This window comes from Gracilimonas halophila (genome assembly GCF_042684365.1).
Classification (GTDB): Bacteria; Bacteroidota; Rhodothermia; order Balneolales; family Balneolaceae; genus Gracilimonas; species Gracilimonas halophila.
Genome location: NZ_JBHULI010000024.1, coordinates 1 through 20,640, shown reverse-complemented (window position 1 = coordinate 20,640; position 20,640 = coordinate 1). Strand labels below are relative to the sequence as shown.

Annotated in this window: 18 protein-coding genes; 9 read left to right on the top strand and 9 right to left on the bottom strand. The window is 41.4% G+C overall.

What is annotated here, in order from left to right; translation table 11 throughout:
• Positions 1-82 precede the first annotated feature (82 nt).
• Complete coding sequence (locus tag ACFSVN_RS06405; RefSeq protein WP_390300198.1) at positions 83-1,264, top strand: cystathionine gamma-synthase family protein; 1,182 nt, start codon at positions 83-85, stop codon at positions 1,262-1,264.
• Positions 1,265-1,272: 8 nt separating this feature from the next.
• Here ACFSVN_RS06405 and ACFSVN_RS06400 read toward each other — a convergent pair whose 3' ends face one another.
• Both ACFSVN_RS06400 and ACFSVN_RS06395 read right to left on the bottom strand, forming a co-directional pair.
• Complete coding sequence (locus ACFSVN_RS06400; protein ID WP_390300196.1) at positions 1,273-3,237, bottom strand: GNAT family N-acetyltransferase; 1,965 nt, start codon at positions 3,235-3,237, stop codon at positions 1,273-1,275.
• Between the two features lie 64 nt (positions 3,238-3,301).
• The gene (locus ACFSVN_RS06395) at positions 3,302-4,126 is read right to left on the bottom strand and encodes an inositol monophosphatase family protein (protein WP_390300194.1); all 825 of its coding nucleotides are present in this window, start codon (positions 4,124-4,126) and stop codon (positions 3,302-3,304) included.
• A gap of 139 nt (positions 4,127-4,265) precedes the next feature.
• On the opposite strand from ACFSVN_RS06395, the gene rpiB reads away from it, so the two are divergent.
• The 4 genes from rpiB to ACFSVN_RS06375 all read left to right on the top strand — a co-directional run bounded on the left by rpiB (position 4,266) and on the right by ACFSVN_RS06375 (position 7,498).
• A complete protein-coding gene (rpiB, locus tag ACFSVN_RS06390) occupies positions 4,266-4,706 on the top strand; it encodes a ribose 5-phosphate isomerase B (RefSeq protein ID WP_390300192.1) in 441 nt (146 codons plus the stop codon).
• Between the two features lie 9 nt (positions 4,707-4,715).
• Entirely contained in the window at positions 4,716-6,014 is a 1,299-nt protein-coding gene (gene glyA, locus ACFSVN_RS06385) for a serine hydroxymethyltransferase (protein ID WP_390300190.1), read from the top strand.
• A gap of 33 nt (positions 6,015-6,047) precedes the next feature.
• On the top strand, positions 6,048-6,884 hold the full coding sequence (gene tatC / locus ACFSVN_RS06380) for a twin-arginine translocase subunit TatC (RefSeq protein ID WP_390300188.1): 837 nt from the start codon (positions 6,048-6,050) through the stop codon (positions 6,882-6,884).
• Between the two features lie 131 nt (positions 6,885-7,015).
• Entirely contained in the window at positions 7,016-7,498 is a 483-nt protein-coding gene (locus tag ACFSVN_RS06375) for an FKBP-type peptidyl-prolyl cis-trans isomerase (RefSeq protein ID WP_390300186.1), read from the top strand.
• On the opposite strand, the gene alr is transcribed toward ACFSVN_RS06375, so the two are convergent.
• Complete coding sequence (gene alr / locus ACFSVN_RS06370; protein WP_390300184.1) at positions 7,495-8,550, bottom strand: alanine racemase; 1,056 nt, start codon at positions 8,548-8,550, stop codon at positions 7,495-7,497. The two genes, ACFSVN_RS06375 and alr, sit on opposite strands and share 4 nt — an antisense overlap.
• Before the next feature lie 8 nt (positions 8,551-8,558).
• The gene (locus ACFSVN_RS06365; RefSeq protein ID WP_390300182.1) at positions 8,559-10,163 is read right to left on the bottom strand and encodes a phytoene desaturase family protein; all 1,605 of its coding nucleotides are present in this window, start codon (positions 10,161-10,163) and stop codon (positions 8,559-8,561) included.
• Between the two features lie 87 nt (positions 10,164-10,250).
• Between ACFSVN_RS06365 and ACFSVN_RS06360 the strand changes: the two genes are divergently transcribed.
• The 4 genes from ACFSVN_RS06360 (at position 10,251) to ACFSVN_RS06345 (ending at position 14,703) form a co-directional block, all read left to right on the top strand.
• Entirely contained in the window at positions 10,251-11,099 is an 849-nt protein-coding gene (locus tag ACFSVN_RS06360; protein ID WP_390300180.1) for an MBL fold metallo-hydrolase, read from the top strand.
• Positions 11,100-11,218: 119 nt separating this feature from the next.
• A complete protein-coding gene (locus ACFSVN_RS06355) occupies positions 11,219-13,624 on the top strand; it encodes a TonB-dependent receptor (protein WP_390300178.1) in 2,406 nt (801 codons plus the stop codon).
• Positions 13,625-14,012: 388 nt separating this feature from the next.
• A complete protein-coding gene (locus ACFSVN_RS06350; RefSeq protein WP_390300177.1) occupies positions 14,013-14,465 on the top strand; it encodes a copper resistance protein NlpE in 453 nt (150 codons plus the stop codon).
• 4 nt (positions 14,466-14,469) lie between these two features.
• On the top strand, positions 14,470-14,703 hold the full coding sequence (locus ACFSVN_RS06345) for a hypothetical protein (protein WP_390300175.1): 234 nt from the start codon (positions 14,470-14,472) through the stop codon (positions 14,701-14,703).
• Between the two features lie 48 nt (positions 14,704-14,751).
• On the opposite strand, the gene ACFSVN_RS06340 is transcribed toward ACFSVN_RS06345, so the two are convergent.
• From ACFSVN_RS06340 to ACFSVN_RS06320, 5 genes are all read right to left on the bottom strand, one after another.
• Entirely contained in the window at positions 14,752-16,476 is a 1,725-nt protein-coding gene (locus ACFSVN_RS06340; RefSeq protein WP_390300173.1) for a M28 family peptidase, read from the bottom strand.
• Between the two features lie 752 nt (positions 16,477-17,228).
• Positions 17,229-17,657, bottom strand: a complete 429-nt coding sequence (locus tag ACFSVN_RS06335; RefSeq protein ID WP_390300171.1) for a hypothetical protein — start codon at positions 17,655-17,657, stop codon at positions 17,229-17,231.
• Positions 17,658-18,104: 447 nt separating this feature from the next.
• Positions 18,105-18,950, bottom strand: coding sequence for a GIY-YIG nuclease family protein (locus ACFSVN_RS06330; RefSeq protein WP_390300169.1), 846 nt, complete (start codon positions 18,948-18,950; stop codon positions 18,105-18,107).
• Positions 18,951-19,107: 157 nt separating this feature from the next.
• Entirely contained in the window at positions 19,108-19,584 is a 477-nt protein-coding gene (locus tag ACFSVN_RS06325; RefSeq protein WP_390300167.1) for a PEGA domain-containing protein, read from the bottom strand.
• 179 nt (positions 19,585-19,763) lie between these two features.
• On the bottom strand, positions 19,764-20,462 hold the full coding sequence (locus ACFSVN_RS06320) for a serine hydrolase domain-containing protein (protein ID WP_390300165.1): 699 nt from the start codon (positions 20,460-20,462) through the stop codon (positions 19,764-19,766).
• Positions 20,463-20,640: the final 178 nt, after the last annotated feature.

Genomic DNA, 20,640 nt, shown 5'->3' with positions numbered 1-20,640 from the left:
AAATTAAAGCGTCATGCTTTGATTATCAGTCTTCTTTCATCATTTTAGCCGGAAGATCATCAACAAACAAACATTCCGGTTTATGGACTTTTCTAAGGAGCAAAAAGGAACGACTTCTGTTTGGGCAGGAGAAACAAAAACCTTCCACGAAGGAAGCTCAACAGTACCTGTATTCAATACGGTAACCTATGCGTATGACGACCTTGACGAATGGTATGAAGTAGCCAAAGGAAATAAGGAAGGACATATCTACAGTAGAAATACCAATCCCACCGTTCAGGTTTTGGAGGAAAAGATCCGGATTCTTGAAAACGGGGAAGCTGCGATCTCCTTTTCAACCGGAATGGCTGCTATAAGCAATACGCTTTTTGCATTGTTGAAACCCGGTGACCGCGTGGTTTCTATTAAAGACTCTTATGGAGGTACAAGCAAGATCTTCCTTGAACACCTTCCGAAATTCAATATAGATGTTTCCTTATGTGATACTGAAGATCATGAACAACTGGAAAAAGAGATCGGTAAAGGATGTCAGTTGGTCTACCTTGAAAGCCCCACCAACCCCACGCTCAAAGTTATTGACCTTCAAAGAATTACCAAAGCTGCCAAAAAGGTGAATGCTATCGTTGTTTCCGACAACACCTTTGCCTCCCCAATAAACCAAAATCCACTAACACTTGGAGTAGATCTTGTGATTCACAGTGCTACCAAGTTTTTAGGCGGACATTCAGATACCATGTGCGGACTGGCATGCGGAAGCAAGAAGCTGATCAAACAGATCTTTCAATATCGTGAGATAATGGGTGCAAGCCTCTCTCCTGAAATAGCTTATAATGTTAAACGTGGAATGAAAACTTTAGAACTAAGAGTACAAAGACAAAACGAAAGTGCTCTTAAGATCGCCCGGTTTTTAGAAGAACACCCTAAAGTTGCACAGGTTTTTTATCCCGGTTTGAAGAGCCATAAGGGACATGAAATTGCTAAGAAGCAAATGTCCGGATATGGAGGGGTCTTAAGTTTTGAGCTAAAAGGCGGATATGAAGCTGTCAAAAAGCTTCTCCATAACATGAAATTTGTCCATCTTGCTGCCAGCTTGGGCTCTGTGAGCACCTTGGCAGGCCCGCCCCGTACCACAAGTCATGTAGAACTAACGGAAGAGCAAAGAAAGCATCTTGGTATTTCTGAAAGCCTCATCCGCTATTCAGTAGGGATCGAGAACGTCGAAGATCTGATCAAAGACCTTGAATACGGGCTTAATAAGATCTGATAGAAATATCAGTTGGGTTCAATACTAACAAAACGTTCGATATTTCTGGACATCTCAATTCTGGTGATAAAAGAACTTATAATCTTCTTGTATAGATCTTTTCCCAGGATCTTATCCTCTATACCGGCATCGATATTTGGATTATCATTTACTTCTATGACATACACCTTGTCATCGAGTATCTTCAGATCTACGCCATAAAGCCCGTCTCCCATCAGAGAAGCTGCCTTCAAAGCAGTCTTACGGATCTTTAAGGGCACATCTTCAATTGAAAGCGTTTCAGCATTACCGGATTGATCTTTCTTCGGCCCCTTCCAGTTATAGATCTGCCAGTGTCCTTTTGCCATAAAATATTTACAGGCAAACAATACATTATTGTCCAGTACCCCAATACGCCAGTCGTAATCTGAGGGTAAAAACTCTTGCCCGATAACCAGGTCTGAATGCTTAAATAATCTATTTAATGATTCTTCCATTTCACTGGGGCTCTTAACTTTAGTAACTCCTAATGAAAAAGCACTGTCAGGTTGTTTAAGGATCATTGGATATGTCAACAGCTTCAGATCTTTCGACTTTACCATCCCTTTATAAAAGACGGTAGTATCCGGAGCCGGAATGTTATTGACCTTCAATCGCTCATGCAGATATATCTTATTTGAACACCTCAAAATAGACCATGGGTCATCAAGTACCGCCAATCCTTCGGCATACGCCTTTCTGGAAAATTGATAGGTATAGTTATTCACATTGGTAGTTTCACGAATAAACAAAGCATCGAACTCAGATAACCTGTTATAATCTTCCTTAGTGATGTATTCCGTATAAATATTGAGTTCATTAGCAGCATCTTTAAACTTCTTAAGTGCTCTTTTATTTGAAGGTGGATTCTCTTCTTTGGAATCTACAAGGATCGCAAGGTGATAAGTATAATTCTTAAGCTTAGTCTTTTTGAATCTCTTTGCTTCAAAATATTGGCGTGCAGACTCTTGAACGATCTCTCTGTCAGAGATATCAACTTTACTCAGGCTTAATGGAGTGATCTTTTTAATGTCCCACCTACTGCCTTTCACAAACTGAACCTGAAATAATGGAGCTTCAAACATTTGGTATAATTTCTGAGTCAGGACTTTATATTCCTGTTCAGTTGATTTACCAAAATAAACATTGAGTGAAAATCTATTATCCGTGCATTTCTGAAGTGAACTCTGGATAACCTCATCAATATCATCAGCAATAGAACGAATCACACTTACATCTTTGAAGTCTCTGATAGTGGTCACGTTTGGAATTGCCCGATGCTCTCGGGCTGAAGCTAACAGAGACACATAGTATCCCATGCTTTGATACCGATAGGAGTTACACAAATTGAACACGCGCAAAGACCGCTCGGAAAACAAGCCTTTATTGGATGTGTAATCTTTCGAAGAAACCACTTCTACATTTTCGATATTCAACTCCCACTCTTCAGGATCATCAACTACTATAATATTGGATAACCTGTTCTTTAACTCAGGGATCAGCAGTTCCTTCACCATTCGCAACCCGTCCCTTCCCTCTTCATAATAATCCTGCATGAGCTCTGTTGATTCAAAACCAAACTTATTATACCAGGCAATGAGTTTCTTATTATCCACACTTGCTTCCAGCGACAACCGTTCGGCTCCTCTTTGTTTAGCAAGAATCTCGGCATGTTCAAGAAGTTTCTTTCCCACCCCTTTGCTCTGATACTCCGGATCTACCACTATAGAAAAAATTCGTACCGTTCTCTTATAGATATAAAGAACGAGACCTCCTACCCCATGATGATCTTCTTGTCCCTCCGCCTCGGCAATCCAAACTTGTTGAAAATTACTTCTCAAGCTTAAGCTTAATACACGCTTTGAGCTTTGCTGATAAATTGGAAATGCACTTTTTTCGAGCTTAAGCAGAAGATCAAGGTCAGAAATGGTCGATCTTCTGATAGAAATATTCATTGTTGCAGAGGTTAGTTCAGCAGAAAATTACACTAATTTTCGATCATAGAGTATAGATACTTATTCAATTTGAATTTTTTTTGTGTGTTAAATCCTGTTGGCTAAAACATTGCCTGATCTCTTTACCCAGAAATGCATGAACAGCCTCATTTCCGGCAATGATCCTTTTACCAAATAACCAATCGCTTTCACCCCTCCAGTCAGTAACCACACCTCCGGCTTCTTTGATGATCAAAGATCCTGCTGCCACATCCCAGGCACTTAATCCGTATTCATAGAATCCTTCAAATCTTCCGCAGGCAACATTACACAGATCCCAGGCGGCAGTTCCCGGCCTTCTGACGCCATGAGTCTTTTCCATCAATCTTTTAAAAAGCTTGAGGTAATCATCCACCAGGTGCAGATCCCTGTAAGGGAACCCGGTTCCTATCAAAGACGCAGAAGGATCGTTATTTCCTGAAACATGTATAGACTTCCCGTTCAGGTACGCTCCTTCTCCCTCTAATGCTGTAAATAACTCTTGCTTGGCTACTTCCAGCACCAAGGCTACTTTTGGACTTTTATTATCCCAAAGTGCTATGGATACACAATAGGCCGGAAAACCATGCGCAAAATTTGTAGTTCCATCTATGGGATCTATGATCCAAACCCGCCCACTGGGTAACTCTGTTCTTTGACTCGACTCCTCCGCAAGAATTGCATCTTCCGGAAAAGCTTCGGTTAGAATCTCTATGATCTTATTCTCAGAGGCAACGTCTGCATCGGTAATAAGGTCGTTCTTCCCTTTCAATTCAATAGAAAAAGATGTTCTCTCTGCATATTCAGTTATGATCTTCGATGCTTCAATAGCCGCTTTCTTTGTAATTTCGAGTTCTTTAGTGTACTTCAATGGAAGAATTAATTTTTGTTTAAGGGGATTATTCAGGATTCAGAATCAAAAAGCTTTGTATTTCCTTCATTGTTGGCTTTAATATCAACCAAAAATTGAGGATATTTGATTTCAATTTCTTACCTAAGATAAACATTTGATGATCATCCCAATAGCCAGTGACCACGCCGGATTTCCAGCCAAAGAGACAAGCAAGAAAATGTTAGAAGAAATGGGGCACGAAGTGATCGACTTCGGGACCCATTCTGAAGAATCTGTTGATTATGCTGATTTTGCCGTTCAGGTAGCTGAAAAAGTAAACAATGGGGATCATGAATTGGGTATCTTGATCTGTGGAAGCGGGCAGGGCGTTTGCATGACGGCCAATAAGTATCCCAAGGTACGGGCCGGGCTTGTTTACTCTAAGCACTCCGCTGAAATGACCCGCCTGCATAACAACGCAAACATTTTATGCCTTCCGGGAAGAGAATTGAATCAATCACAGATCAAAGAAATCCTCGAAATTTGGCTAAACACGGAATTCGAAGGCGGACGCCATGAGCGCCGAATCAACAAAATTGAATCTTTAACACAACAATAAACGTTGCCGATGAAATCACTTCAGGAACAAGACACTGAAATTTTTGAACTGCTTGAGAAAGAAACAGACCGGCAGAATTATAACCTGGAATTGATCGCTTCCGAAAACTTTGCTTCAAAAGCAGTGATCTCAGCTATGGGCAGTGTTCTTACGAACAAATATGCCGAAGGATACCCGGGAAAAAGATATTACGGAGGGTGTGAGGTTGTAGATATAGTGGAAGATCATGCCCGAGATCGCGCTAAAAAATTGTTTGGAGCTGATTGGGTTAATGTTCAGCCTCACTCCGGAGCGACTGCAAATGCAGCCGTTTACCTCGCTTGCATGAAACCGGGTGAAACCCTGCTGGGCTTTGATCTTTCTCATGGCGGCCATCTTACACACGGTTCTCCGGTCAATTTCTCCGGGATCAATTACAATGCCGAATTTTACGGCGTTGAGAAAGATACCGACCGACTGGATATGAATAAGATCAGGGAGCGAGCAAAAGAAGTTAAGCCAACAATGATCTCGATCGGAGCCTCTGCTTATCCACGTGATTATGACTATGAAGCGTTTCGCAATATTGCAGATGAAGTTGGAGCACTGCTTTGGATGGATATGGCACACACCGCAGGCCTCATTGCCACCAAGAATTTGAATGATCCTCTGCCCCATGCTCATGTAGTTACCACAACTACACACAAAACATTACGTGGACCCCGAGGTGGGATGATCCTGGTTGGAAAAGACGGTGAAAATACGATCGGTGTTACCGCTGCAAAATCAGGACGTACCAAAAACTGGGGTGAAGTTTTTGATTCAGCAGTGTTTCCGGGAACTCAAGGCGGGCCATTGATGCACGTTATAGCCGCCAAAGCGGTTTCATTTGGCGAAGCACTTCAAGAGGACTTCAAGACCTATCAAACCCAAACTCAAAAGAATGCCAAGGCTATGGCTGATAAATTCATTGAGCTTGGTTACGATCTGGTAAGTAACGGCACCGATAATCACCTCATTCTCATTGATCTCCGTAATAAGGGATTGAATGGTAAGATCGCAGAAGAAGCCTTAGGTGAAGCAGCGATCACCGTTAATAAGAATATGGTTCCATTTGATACTGAAAGTCCTTTTGTAACTTCAGGAATCCGCATTGGATCTCCTGCCATGACCACCCGCGGACTCAAAGAAGCCGAGTTTGAGCAAATAGCTGTTCTTATCGATAAAGTATTGCAGAAGCCTGGCGATACTGAAAATCATAAAAAAGTAGAGCAGGAAGTACGTGACCTTTGTGACCGTTTTCCTCTGTATGATTTTGTAACAGCTTAATCGGGAGAACACAGATTGGAACAACGCCAGATCATGGAAGGGAAGCCACCGGAGGCTAAAAAACCGGCAGACAGAACCGATACTATGTCTTTCCTCGAACATCTTGAAGAACTGAGATGGAGAATAATAAAAGGATTGATCGGTGTGTTGGTTGGGATGGTGATCGCCTTTTTCTTTGCTGATTTTTTCGTGGAAGATGTCATCCTCGGCCCTACCCGTTCCGATTTCTTCATGTATGATGTATTACGCGTAGATGCGGTCAATTTTGAACTCCAAAGTCGCCGGCTGCCAGGACAGTTTTTTACCTACTGGGGAACACTTTTCGTCATGGGTTTTGTGATCGGATCTCCGTTTTTTATTTACCAAATGTGGTCATTCATTGAACCGGCTCTTGAACGAAAGGAAAAGAAAAAATCATTTTTCACTTCTTTCTTCATCACTTTCTTCTTTTTAACCGGTGTTGCCTTTGGCTATATGATATTAGTGCCTTTTGCATTACAGTTCTTTGCTCAATTTCAGATATCAGACATCATACGTAATGATTTTGATATCAATGAATATTTCAGCTCAGTAGCTATGTGGGTTATTGCCTGCGGTATCATATTTCAGATCCCCGTTGTCAGTTATTCCCTCTCAAAACTTGGTATACTTACACCGGATTTACTCAAAAAGTATCGGCGTCATGCCCTGATCTTATGTTTGGTGGTATCAGCCATGTTAACCCCGCCTGATCCAATTTCACAGATCTTAATAGCCCTGCCCCTAACGGTGCTATACGAGCTGTCTATTTGGGTTAGCCGCTATGCTAATCGTAAGCGTGACAAGGAGCTGGATGAAGCCATAACCGGAATATCCAAAAGTGATTCATAAGGTTTCATAAAATTAAATCTGCCTTATGGTTTTAACCTCTTGAACCTGTATCTTTTATCATAATAAAATGAAGGACAGATCAGTTTAGTGAACAGATCGTCCAACAAAAAGTTTAGATTTTTAAATATACAATGACTTCATTAAGAACCCTGATTCCATTTTTATTTCTCATTATTTTCACCCTCTCTTTTACAGCCTGCGATGATGATCCTTTTGAAATCGATTACTCCAGTGCCCCTGATCCCTTTGATATAGAAAGTGCAGAACGAGTTGAAACAGAGAGTGGGCTGGTATACTATGTTATTGAAGAAGGTGGTGGAGCCTTTGAAGTAAAACGCCGTGATCAAGTCACTGTTTATTATACCGGACGGCGCGAAAGTAATGGAGAGATCTTTGACAGCTCCTATAGAAATGGCAATCCCAGTCCTGCCACTTTTAATTCTTTAGGTAATCTTATTGAAGGCTTCAGAGAAGGCCTTATCGGTATGAAAGAAGGCGAGAAACGTGTACTTATTATACCTCCGGAACTTGGCTATGGTAATTCTGAAACATCAAGTCTTAGAGATGAGACTCTCCGTTTTGATGTAGAACTTGCTCAAATACTTACGAACTAAACGTACACTCTTTCTATTTTTGGGGATATAGCCGTTGTGATCTCATACGGTATGGTCCCCATTATTTTTGCCCATTTTTTGGCAGAAAGCTTTCCATTTTTTAGGATCGTTACGCTTTCTCCAGGCTTAAACTGCTGTTCTTTTAAGTACACCATCACATAGTCCATACTAATAGTGCCTACCTGTTGAAACAGCTGACCATTAATTTCCACGGCAAATTCACCGCTCAGGTTTCTGAATATTCCATCCGCATAGCCTACAGGTATTACACCAAGCCAACCCTCTTTCGGTGCCTCCCATCTGCTGCCATACCCAACCAGATCACCCTTTTGTAACTTTTTCACCTGAACTAATTTCGATCTCCATTCTATTACCGGTTCAAGATCAGAGATATCATAAGGACCCGGGGCGTAACCATATAAACATACTCCGGGGCGAACTGCATCAAACAACACGCCCTTGTCATGATAATAGAAAATAGCCCCACTGTTCGCTGTATGGGTAAGTAGTTGTTCCGGAAATTGTGACCTGATGGACCTGAAAACTTCTAACTGGCGAAGTACTCTGGAATGACCTTCTACATCGGAATTCGCAAAATGAGTGTAGATACCCGTGTAATCCAGGTCAAAGTCCTTCATATTCTGAAGAACGGCTGCGACATCATCGGGAAGCATCCCTAACCTGAACATGCCGGTATCAAAATGAAGGTGAGCCTTTGTGCCCGGCTTCAATCTTTCAAAAACAGAAACATCAGAGATGCTTGCGGTGATGTCATACTTAAGAAACAACGCCTCTTGTCCGGCCGGAGGGATCTCAAATACTAAGATCGGGTTTTGAATCCCATGCTCCCTCAATTGTACCGCCTCTTCCAGTCGGGCGGTACAGAACCACTCTACTTTGTCTTTCAGGTAGCCTGCAACGGGTAGCAATCCATGGCCATAAGCTTCATCTTTCACCACAGCCATGCGTTTAACGCCTTTACCGATCCGCTGATCTACAGCGTCGAGATTTTTGGCGATCCTGGAAAGATGTACGTACAGGGTAGAACTCAAAAGGTACCTCAGCTAAATGAAAAAATTCGTTTCTTGTTATTCTTTAAAATGACTTGTGCTGCATTATAACCTGCTGCACCAAACACTCCTCCCCCCGGGTGACAAGAAGCACTCGCTAAATATAAGTTCTTGATCGGGGTTTCATACTGACTCATTTCAGGAATGGGGCGAAACATGAACATCTGATCGAAACTCATTTCCACATGCATCACATTGCCTTTCAAAAGGCCGTGCTTTCGCTCAATATCCAATGGTGACTGTATGTACCAGTCAATAAGTTTATCTTTCATATTCGGGGCATAATCAACTACCACATCATAGATCTTTTGAGCTTCCCTTTCCCGGATGTCATCCCATTTCAATCCATTGGCCAGCTCATACGGGTGCCATTGCGCCCAGGCAAACAACGTATGTTTACCGTCTTTTGCTACGTCCGGATCGATCTTTGAAAAAGTCATACAGAGTACGGCAGGTTTCTCAGGCGAAAGTTTCTTTGTGTAATCACCGATCGCATTATTCATGTATTGAACGGATGGAGCCAGCAACTGAATTCCGTTGTGGATATCAGGATCATCAGGAGCAGCTGTGTATTGAGGAAGTTCATCTACTGCACAGCGGATCACCATACCAAATCCATTTCCTACATTTATGTTTTCCACCTTTGTAAACATGGAATCATCCAAATGTTCCCGTCCAACCATCTTCATCATCGTGGTTTGAACATGAGCATTTGAGACAATTGTTTTAGCCCGAAATTCTTCTCCATGTTCAGTTTGAACTCCAATGGCTATCCCATTTTCAATAAGAATTTTACTGATCGGGTGGTCGGCAATTACTTTCCCGCCGTGAGCCTCGATCATATTCTTCATGGCCTGCGTGAGCATACCACTTCCTCCCTTTGGATGCTTAGCCCCGCTTTCGTGCAACATCGACTGCCAGCCGGCAAAATCGCCCGTAGCAGAATGATCCGGCAGTGGCCCGGATTGAGCGGCAAACCAAAGAATGGCTGCTTTCATATAGGGTGAATCAAAGGCATCATCTACCACCTTCCCATAACTGGAAAGTATTTTTTGAAGTCCTGATTGCTGCTCTCCTTTTTTGAACATAGAGCCGTCCCGGATCTGGGCTTTCGTCATCTCTGCAAAGATATTCCCTGCGGAGGGTTTGGTCATAAATGCTTTCAGCACACTTTTGTTGATCTTCCCCCAGAACTCAATAAATTCCTGATAGTTCTTAACGTCTTCAGGAGCCACTTTTGAAATAGATTCCAGTGTCCGATCCACATCTTTCCAGAAATGGATCACCCCTTTTCCGGTAGGTACCGGGTACGACATGATCGGGTCCATATCAATGTATTCAAGCCCATATTTCTCCAGCTCAAGCTCCTCAATAATTCCGGTTTGATGGATCATGATGTGAACCGATGAGCCTACATCCATTCGAAAGCCGTTCGGATTTTCCTCTGACTGAAACATAGTTTCTGTTCTGACCGCACCGCCAATGGTCGTGTCACGCTCAAGAACCAAAACCTGATATCCGTTCTTTGCGAGGTAACAAGCGGTTACCAAGCCGTTATGTCCTGAACCGATGATAATAGCGTCGTATTTTTTCATAGATGACAAAGATAAAATGAATTGCCTGAAAGCAAAGAATTATTAAGTTAATGCAACGAGATATTTATTCCATTAATTCAATTTTCTATGAAGGTAGGCCGTTTCGAGATCGAACAACTCAGTGAAGGTATTTTTGAAATTTTTGAAGACGGTATCATTCAAAAAACAGATGCTTCTGCTATTACGGCTAAGAAGCAACAGTCAGGCATACGCTCATCGTCTACCCCTATAGGCATCAATCCTATTCTTATCAAAGATGGCAAGCATAATATCCTGCTGGATACCGGGCTGGGCTGGGGACTTGATCATAACAGTAAATATACCAACACCTCAAATCTACTCACCAACCTGGATATATTCGGGCTTACTCCTGCTGATATAACTCATGTGGTTCTTACACATTTGCATTTTGATCATTCTGCAGGTTCAACCTTTGTAGACCATAGAACCTCTACACAGCCAACTATGCCGTATGCAAACTATTTCATACAAAAGAAGGAATGGTATTTTGCGCTCGAGCATAATCAGATCAAAAAAGAGATTCCCGGTGCAGGATATAATCTGGATGAACTATATAAGCTGGCTGCCGAAGATAAACTGGTGATGATCACCGATGCATGCTTTGAATTATTTCCGGGCATAGAACTGATCAGAACCGGCGGACATACACCCGGCCATCAGATCGTAAAGATACAGGACAGCGGTGATACAGCGTACTTTCTGGGAGACCTTATTCCTTCCGAACATCACTTGAATCACTATGCGATGAGGCAGCTCGATATAGATCCTGTTGAATCCAAAAAAGCCAAAACATTGATCCTTCGTCAGGCACTAAAAGAAAAAGCATTGTTGCTATTCTATCACTCCATACATGCCAAAGCCGGCACATTAGATCAAGACAAAGACAAAAAATTCATCTTGCGCGAAGTAAGCTGATCTCTCTTCGGTATAGCATAAACTGCCTATATATTTTTCAACATTTGATAAATATACTAAACTCAATTAGATATCATTTATTCAAATTAATTCACCTGTAGAAAACACCCGCTGTTGTAATGAAAAACCTTTTGTTGCTTTTATTACCGGTACTTTTTCCATCCTTTCTATTTGCTCAAACACTTACCGTTAAAGACGCCAATACCGAAGAGCCCATTCCTGTAGTTACCATCAGTAGTTCAGAACCATCCTTTTTTGCGACTACCGACGAAAATGGAGAGGCAGAAATTGAACGGTTCATAGGTTCAAATAGAATCGAGATCCGGATCCTGGGCTATCAAACCATTAGGCGAAGTTATTCCGAGCTTGAAGCGAATAACTTCCTTGTATTGCTTGAACCGGTGGCTTTTGATCTCAGCGACATGGTAGTCTCAGCTACACGATGGAGTCAAAGTTCTGAAAATGTTCCTTCCAAGATATCAACGGTTAGCCCTGAGGCGATTCGACTTCAAAACCCTCAAACCGCGGCCGATCTGCTGAATATCTCCGGCAAGGTGTTTATTCAGAAAAGTCAGCAAGGCGGTGGGAGTCCTATGATCCGTGGCTTTGCCACCAACCGACTTTTATATACCATAGATGGCGTTCGTATGAATACCGCTATCTTCAGGGGTGGAAATATCCAAAACGTGATCTCCCTGGACCCTTATGCCATGGAAAGCACCGAAGTTCTGTTCGGCCCGGGTTCGGTTATTTATGGAAGTGATGCCATTGGCGGAGTGATGAGCTTTCAAACCTTAACCCCGGACTTCTCCGATGATGACAATGTGGAATTCAACGGAAATGCAGCGGTCCGATATTCTTCCGCCAATAATGAACAGACCGGACATTTTGACCTTAGCATAGGCGCCAAGAAATGGGCTTTTGCCAGCAGTCTCAGTTCTTATGATTATGGCCATTTACGACAGGGAGAAAATGGTCCTGAGGATTATGTGAAACCATTCTACGTGGAGCCACAGGCTAATACTGATGAAATTATCATACAAAACGATCCCCTGCTGCAAAGGCCAACAGCTTACTCACAGATCAATGCCATGCAGAAGCTGCGGTTCAAACCCAACAACCAGTGGGAATTCAATTACGGGCTGCATTTTTCCGAAACTTCCCCTTATGGCAGGTATGACCGACACAACCGATTAAGCAATGATCTGCCAAGATACGGTGAGTGGAATTATGGTCCCCAAAAATGGGAGATGAATCACCTTAAAACCGAATATGTACGTGAAATGGGGATCTTTGATAACATGAGTATCAGTTTGGCCCATCAATACTTTGAAGAAAGCAGGATCAGCAGAGACCTGAACAGCTCGGACCGGGATATACGAACCGAAAAAGTTGATGCATATTCAGCTAACGTAGATTTTCTTAAGATCCTAAGTGATAAAAACACCTTGTATTATGGATTCGAGTATGTACTTAATGAAGTAAATTCTACCGGTGTCAGTGAGGAGATCTTCACCGGGACCACCCAACCCGGCCCCTCAAGATACCCTGATGCCACGTGGGAGTCGCTTGCCGCTTATATCAATGATGAATTCCAGCTGTCGGATAAAGTAACCCTTCAGGGAGGCCTCAGATATAATCACATCATAATCGCTGCAGATTTTAATACGGCTTTCTACCCTTTTCCATTTGATGAGGCCAATATCTCAAACGGTTCCCTGACCGGTAGTTTGGGAGCGGTCTACCGCCCTTCAGAGAGCTGGGTCATAAATGCAAACCTTGCCACTGCTTTCCGGGCTCCCAATGTGGATGATATCGGAAAGATCTTTGATTCTTCTCCGGGAACCGTGGTGGTGCCAAACCCTAACCTAAGTCCTGAGTATGCCTATAACGCGGACCTTGGTGTGGCCCATACTTTCGGTAATTTGCTAAAATTAGATGTGACCGGCTATTACACCATTCTGGATAATGCCATTGTTCGCAGAAATTATACGCTGAACGGAGCAGACAGCCTGATGTATGATGGTGTCCAAAGTCGTGTGCAGGCTTTACAAAATGCAGCAACAGCGAATGTATATGGAATTCAGACAGGGATGGCGTTGAATGTAAACAGAGACATTAAACTCAGTTCTGACTTCAATTTTCAAAAAGGAGAAGAGGAACTCGATGATGGTTCCACAAGTCCGTCGCGGCACGCAGCCCCATGGTTTGGTGTAACGAAATTGACGTATCAAAAAGAGGATCTGACCTTAGAACTGAATTCCTATTACCAGGGAGAAAAGGCCCATGAAGATCTGTCGGTAAGTGAAAGTGATAAAACGGAGATCTATGCACTGGATGAAAATGGAAATACCTATACCCCCTCCTGGTACACGTTGAACTTTAAAGCTTTATATACTTTCCAGGATTCATATACCGTGAGTGCCGGACTCGAGAACATCACGGATCAGCGGTACCGCCCCTACAGCTCAGGGGTTTCAGCACCGGGGAGAAACTTCATACTTTCCCTTCAGGTTGCGATCTAACTGAATTGAAGATACAGTCTCTTACGTTTTCATCCCTATAGGGTTTATTCAATTCGTTGACCACTTTGGTTCTTCGGTGCTAACTACCATTCCCTTTCTTGTCATTTCGAACGGAAGGAATGAGCCTGAAAGGCGAATGACTGGAGCTGAGAAATCTACTGGGTTTAAATACTGTATTAATAATATTTTCGATCCCGTATATTTCACTTCGTGGGTGACGCTTCGCTCTGAGCTCAGCTTCGTTTCGTTCGTTTTTACTCACTACACTCCGTTCGAAATGACACTAATCAGGTTAAGTTTTTCATCTTTGACATCTGTTGGTACGACAACCAAAGCCTAATTATATATCAAACCCAAATCAGTTATCATTAACACTAAATATCGATCCATGAAACTATATCACCTGCTTCCTCTTTTCTTATGCCTTATTTTGGTGGGCTGTTCAGATCAAAAGAAGCCCTCTTCAAATGCTGAACAAGAACAAACACCCCCCGATATACACACCTCCCAAAACTCCCTGGATTGGGAAGGCACTTACACCGGAACCCTGCCCTGTGCTTCTTGTGAGGGAATTGAGACTGCCCTTCAGATCCATTACGATCTAAGCTATGAACTGACGATGATCTACCTGGGAGAAGACGAACCCAACACGGTTGAAACGAAAGGAACATTCAGCTGGAATGAAGCCGGGAATACGATCACACTTGATAATGAAGAGGTTCCCAATCAATATTTTGTGGGAGAAAATTACCTCTCCAAACTGGATATGGATGGGAATCGTGTGACAGGTGATCTGGCAGAGCATTATATTCTGAGCAAAAAACAGCCTGAAACTGAATAACAAAATGAACGATCTTTTGAAGTCTTTTCCGGAGCGACCCCCTTTTATCTTCAACGCCGTTACTGTTGGGCTCCCTGCCCTTCTCATCTTTTCCCTGTTTTTGACCTTTGATCCCATTGGTTTTAACAAGCTCGAGCTGGCTAATCGTGTTGTTATGTACGTGATGCTGGGCTTACTATCATTGTTTGGAGGGTTGTTGGTCGGTGGATTTTTCAGATGGATATCTTCGCGTTCTTAATGATGCTATTTTCCCGGCATATAGGCAGTAAGTAGTTTTTATAGGTCGCTATATATCTCTGAGAAGTTCTATAAGTCTCGTTTTTTCTTGAATAACATTCTGAACAGAGCTGCCTGCTTGTTGTAAAAACGCATCATTTGGTTCATTTAAAATATCCTCAGAGCTTTGAATTGACTTAACATACCAATCCGCCCACGTTTCCATTATATCAGTTTCAAGAACCAGGTCTCCTCCGTTTTGGAGTTCAGTCTTACTCAGTTCAAATTCGACCTGTAATCGTTCTATAGCAGCAGTAGTTATTTCATCGAGAACGAGGGAACTCGCGAATTCTTCCTCTCCTGTTAAAACCAGAGCACTGATCAACGCTCCGGTACCCACATTTTTAAGGGTACTTTTTGAAACCTTATCGATTCTGTCATTATCCGTATGATAGAATTGATCAGTGAAATGCCACAGCAGTAAACCAGGAATATCATTGCGTAAAAAAGGAACGTGGTCACTTCCTCCTTCATAAGGATTTACCTTCACCACCCAATCCTTAGCTTTTCCCTGTTCCTTAAATCTATTTAAAATGAAATCATTGAAATAATGCGGGGTCATATCTTCTTTATTCAGTGGCCGACCGCCCCATTCAGAATGTTTCTCTTCACCTCTCGTCCAGATCGCTGCAGGGTCCGGCATTTTTTCGATGAGGAACGTTCCACCTGTTTTATCGGTATCTTGCCCAACCATATCCAGACTCATTCCCCATTTAATGGTTTCAGCACGTTCTTCATCTTCAATGATAAAGCGATTGGTTGAAACAATTTCATCCCCAAATAAATAGGTTATAGTACGATGTGGATCTATATCACCCTTCTTTAAAAGCCGGGCGCTTACAGCGGCCACTTCAGCTAAAGCACCAACACCGGAAGCATTATCGTTTGCTCCGGGTTCCTGGATGTGAGCACTAAACACATAGCGATCTTCAGGGTACTTACTTCCTTTCAGTTCGGCTACAATGGTTAATTCTTCGGAGGGATAGATCTTGGTTTCCAAATCAATATTAATTCGATTGTTTCCTTGCTCTAACGCTTGTTTCAACTGTTCTTTTGCAGCATAAGAAAGTAAAACGCCCCACGATTTCTTGTCATCATCCAGTGCAACCCGGGAAAATTGAATCGAGGTTTGGTTTTTCTCCGGCTGAGTGTAAGAAGGCATTCTATAAGCCAATACCCCAGCCGCACCTCGTTTAAGAACGGCCTCCGAAAATAGATAATTCACAGATGTTTCTGCGAAAACAACTTTGCCTTCAACACTTTCATCAAAATGTAAGTCTCTGCCTTCTCCTGCATAAACTACTTCATATTCCTCATTTCCGTCTGTTGAGTAGGAATTGATGGCAATCAAATTACGATTGGTTTCGAATTCAAGAAGGCTTTCTCCGGAGCCTAAAGATAAAGAACCTGATACAGGCTCCCATGTTGGTCGTTCAAGTGGACGGCGCTCAATTCTGTACGTTAGACGGTCGCCAGAGGTGGCTTCGGACTCTTCAATAAAACCTTGTTCTTGCAGAAGCCCTTCTACGTAATGAATACTATTATTAAACCCTTCATTACCTACTACACGAAAATATTGTTCAACATACGCTACGGTTCGATAAGCTTGATCTGCATTAAACTCAGAGTCAACCATTTCAAAATAAGGCTGAACACCCGGTGCATGAATTTGATCTGATTCAGAACAAGAAAACAGAAAGGAAGGTACGGCGAGTAGTAGTAACGTGTATTTCATATTTTTTAGATGATGAAGATTAAGAGAAGGAAAGTACTATAATTATTAGAAAAGAAGGTTGCTAAGATGAGTGGATGATACGCTTAATTATTCCATTTTAATTAGATATAGAATAGCAAGAAGAGAGATAACGACCTGCGGTTTAACGGGCTTGGCCTTATTGGTTGGTAATGTAATTAAAACTCATAATTTCTTTTTGCGATCATATTTTGAATCAGCAAACAGCGGACAAGTCCGCGTTGAAACCGTTGTTAGGCTACAAAAATAGACCTAAGTTGTAGTATCAATTACGATATAGAAAAGATAATTAAGTCAATATTGAATAGAATTTTAAAATCAATAAAGCCAAATCGTTATAACCATTAAAACAACTATCCCTATTGAGGTAAGTACACTTTTTTTGTCTTCCTTAAATCGGAAATAAGTGTAATATATCCAGAAGGGTACACAAAATATAGACAGTAGAATTAAAAACGGAATGTCAGGTCCAAGATACAATAAAGAAGTAATATAAATCCCAACTAATATGCTTGAAAAATAGCTGAGCAATTTTACTTTTTGACTTAGTTCTGAACTTTTTACTTGTATCAATTCATATATAACAAACAAAACTAGAGTTCCAACAGCTATGTATAAAAAATTAGTATCCATATTTATTAACCTGTAATTTAGATTTAGTAAAAAGTCAGAGAACTAAGAATCTTGCTGATAATAAAATTCTTAGTTCTCTAAAATTGTTTGTTAATACCTTTTTATTCCATACATGCATTATAAGCATCTATTGCTTCAGCAACAGCTAATGTAGCATTATAAACAGATCCAGCGGCGCAGGCTGCATAACCACCGGGCCCCGTTCTTAATGCTAATACTGTGCATCCGTAATAAATCATAAAATCATATGTGGCATGTGCACTTGCAATATCTGCCTCAAACTGTGCTTGACAATTACTGCCTTTACTTAAAGTATTTTGTGAAACTGAATTTTGATAGAGAACTTTAAACAGTGATTTTATTTCTTCTTCGGAGCGTTCATTCAACTTAAACTTAGTATTTAAGTAATCTGCTTTTTCGATCATAATCGCTTCCCTTTTTTTCCAATATTCTTCATTAAGCCCCAGTTGATCTAAAACTTCTTCTTTTGATAAAGCTTTGAAAGCAGAAGGAGATTTATTTTCCTTCATTATCATTTTAATATCATCAAACTGCTTTTTAGTTTGCTTCTGAAGATCTAAATAAACAGAATCTTTAGAAATTACGTCAGCTAATTATTGTATAGATAGCCTACTAAAATCGATTTCTTCATTATTGTACACTTGCTCTTGACATCCAACAAAGAGAAGAATAAAACACGTTAGAATTGAAAATAAAGTTTTCATGACTGTACCTCATTTTTTGATTTTGTATATGGTTGAAATATTGTAAAAAGTAAAACGAATGCTTCTTACAATACTAAGAGTAGCTTGATGGTAATTTGTTACAGATAAATATTTGTTGCCTAACGGCATTGCGCATAAGGTGCACGCGAATAAATGTTGAATTTGCAACTAACGAAAGAAGAGACTTAAAACCAAGATTGGCAAAGAATTGGCGAGGCGTGTCCCCTTAATGCGCGGGTTATACCTTTTAATTTAGTTGGATTCAAACTCTTTAAGTGTAGTACCATCTGATAGTTTCCATTCACTGAGGCCATTGGCATTACGACCAAGAACTATTGATGCAGCTGTAGATGGGCTACTAAATATGTAATCATCGGTAAAATCATAACTGCCATTGTTAGCTTTAATAGCACCTTCTTCAATCAAATCATCTCTTAGTTTGATAAAGTTAGAAGTCATTGATGGAACCGTAGATCCCGCAGCTTTCGATCCTTCAAAAACGACAAATCCATCGGCCGACGGCTCACCTTCAGCGTTTGCTCCTCTTGCAGCATTTATCTTAAAAGTTTCCTTGTTTTTCTTTGTTGTTGGTTCTCTTTTTTCTTCAAATACTTTATGACCAAGAGTATTTACAAGGAGTTTAATATTCTGTAGAAACTCTTCCATTTCTGCTTGATCGGGTTCAGAAATTGAAGATTGAGTGGGAGTAACATTATTCTCCACAGCATATCTATTAGCAGACTTCGCAATTTTATGTAGGCGGTGCTCTAAATATTTTATATGGGCTTTATTCAAATTTTCATCTTTGCTTACAAAGACAATAGTTTCATTCCAAAAATCTTTCTGATTTAAGTGTTGATTTATCCTATTTAAAATATTTTCTGCTTCACCAATGTAAACTAAGTCCTTTCCCTCTTCATTTTTTCCAAATAGTAAGTAAATCCCTGGACTATCAAGATCGTTACGGTCAGAGCAGTCTTTAACTTTTATTCTCGGAATTTTATAAGCTTTGCCGGTCCAATTTGATAGCTCACAACTCATGCGACCATTTGGATCTCCATTGATAAGAAAAATTTTAATAGTTTTTCCGAACTCCATAATAGAATTTGATTAAAAAGGTATAACGGCCCAGCGCATAACGGGCGTGGGGATTATGAGTTAATAAAAGGTAAAATATTTGATAAAAGAAAAACTGGGAACCGAAGCTTCGTCCACGTCCCCAGTTAATGCGCTTGTTATATAGCCTTGTTAATATTTAGTTTGTAGATGCTTTTAGGGAGCCGATTTTTTCCCATTCTGGATTAGGCTCTAAAACAACAGCAATGAAAAAACCATCATTATTTTCATTTAATGAAAGATTTCCATTTCTGAGTTCGGCACTAATTTGTTCTGGAGTAAGCTTGTACATACCACCGGCAGCAGCATCAACAACTAAACCAATTAGACCACCGAATACGATATTTCCCCAAACCCAACCACTTACTTTTCGAGTTAAAGTGGTTTCATATGTTTCGTACCCATCAAGTTCAATTCGAATCATGTGGGAATCTTTTCGTTTCAAGTCAAGTACCATTGGGGTAGTTCCTTTGTCTTGACCATTTATAGTAACCGAGGCTTTACTTGGATTACTACTTATTCCTACTTCTTGAGTTGTACCCTGCATTATTGTACCACAAGCTTGTGTAAATACAAGCATTAATACTGTGAGGATAGTTAGTTTTGTTTTTTTCATTGTTTGTCTCCGTTGTTTGTTAGGCTATATAACGGTTTGGCGTTTAACCGGTTTTGCCATTTGAAGTGATTAAAGCAATAAAATAACATATTACTCAAATTTGATAATCTTTAATTTCGGTGATTTGTGGCAAAATCCGGTTGAAACGCTGGTTATACAAGCATTTATTCGCTTGGGAGCTATTGAATGTAAAAATAGATGCCGCAATAAGTATATTCGTCTGTGAAAGCCACCGTCCCCGGCTCATAAAGCAGATCTGTGTCATCAAAATACTCCAGCCCATCCACGACATCATCATGGGAACCTTGAAGCCGCATGGAACCAATCGCCCCGATTAAATCACGATTTTCCTCGTATCCCACGATGCCAGCAGTGTGAGAGGCGAGTTGGCGTGGTGTGAGCTGTGCCCAGTCAGAGTTGGGGAGATCATTGATATAGGTTGATATCGGTGCATCGACGTTGACGAGACTGTCATCAACCATGCGGGCAAACAGGGTTCCCGTCACCGCTTTTGAAGTAGAGCCGATACGGAACAGTGTATTTGACGTGGCCTCCCGCTTCTGCTCTAGGTCTGCGTAGCCTGCGGCCGCCGACCAAACAAGTTTGCCGTCAACAGCAACCGCGGCTGAGAAGGCCGGCACGTTGATCTCCTGCACATGATCTCGCAGTATATCTCGCGCACGGTCAGCAGCCTTACGGTAATCGGGTGCAACCTCACTCTCCACGTACGGGCGCGTTTCCGGAAGATAGATCCAGCCAAACGGCCGCATCGAGGGCACATCCTCCGCGATAAAAGGATAAAGAGAGAACAGGAGTGCGATCAGACCCAAAAGTGGGATGGCCAGTACGGCAAGCGTGATCTTTTGTCGTTTTGTCATGATCAAAATTATTTTTATGGCCGAAATTTCAATATTGTAGATAGATTCTTTACTTCGGAATAGTGGTAGGTTTTACAGATAGCAAAATGGCTGTATAACGACCCAGGGTTTAAACGGCGCGGGGATTATGATTTGGTTGAAGTAGCGAAATTATTTCCTGGCAATCAGGTTCCATTGC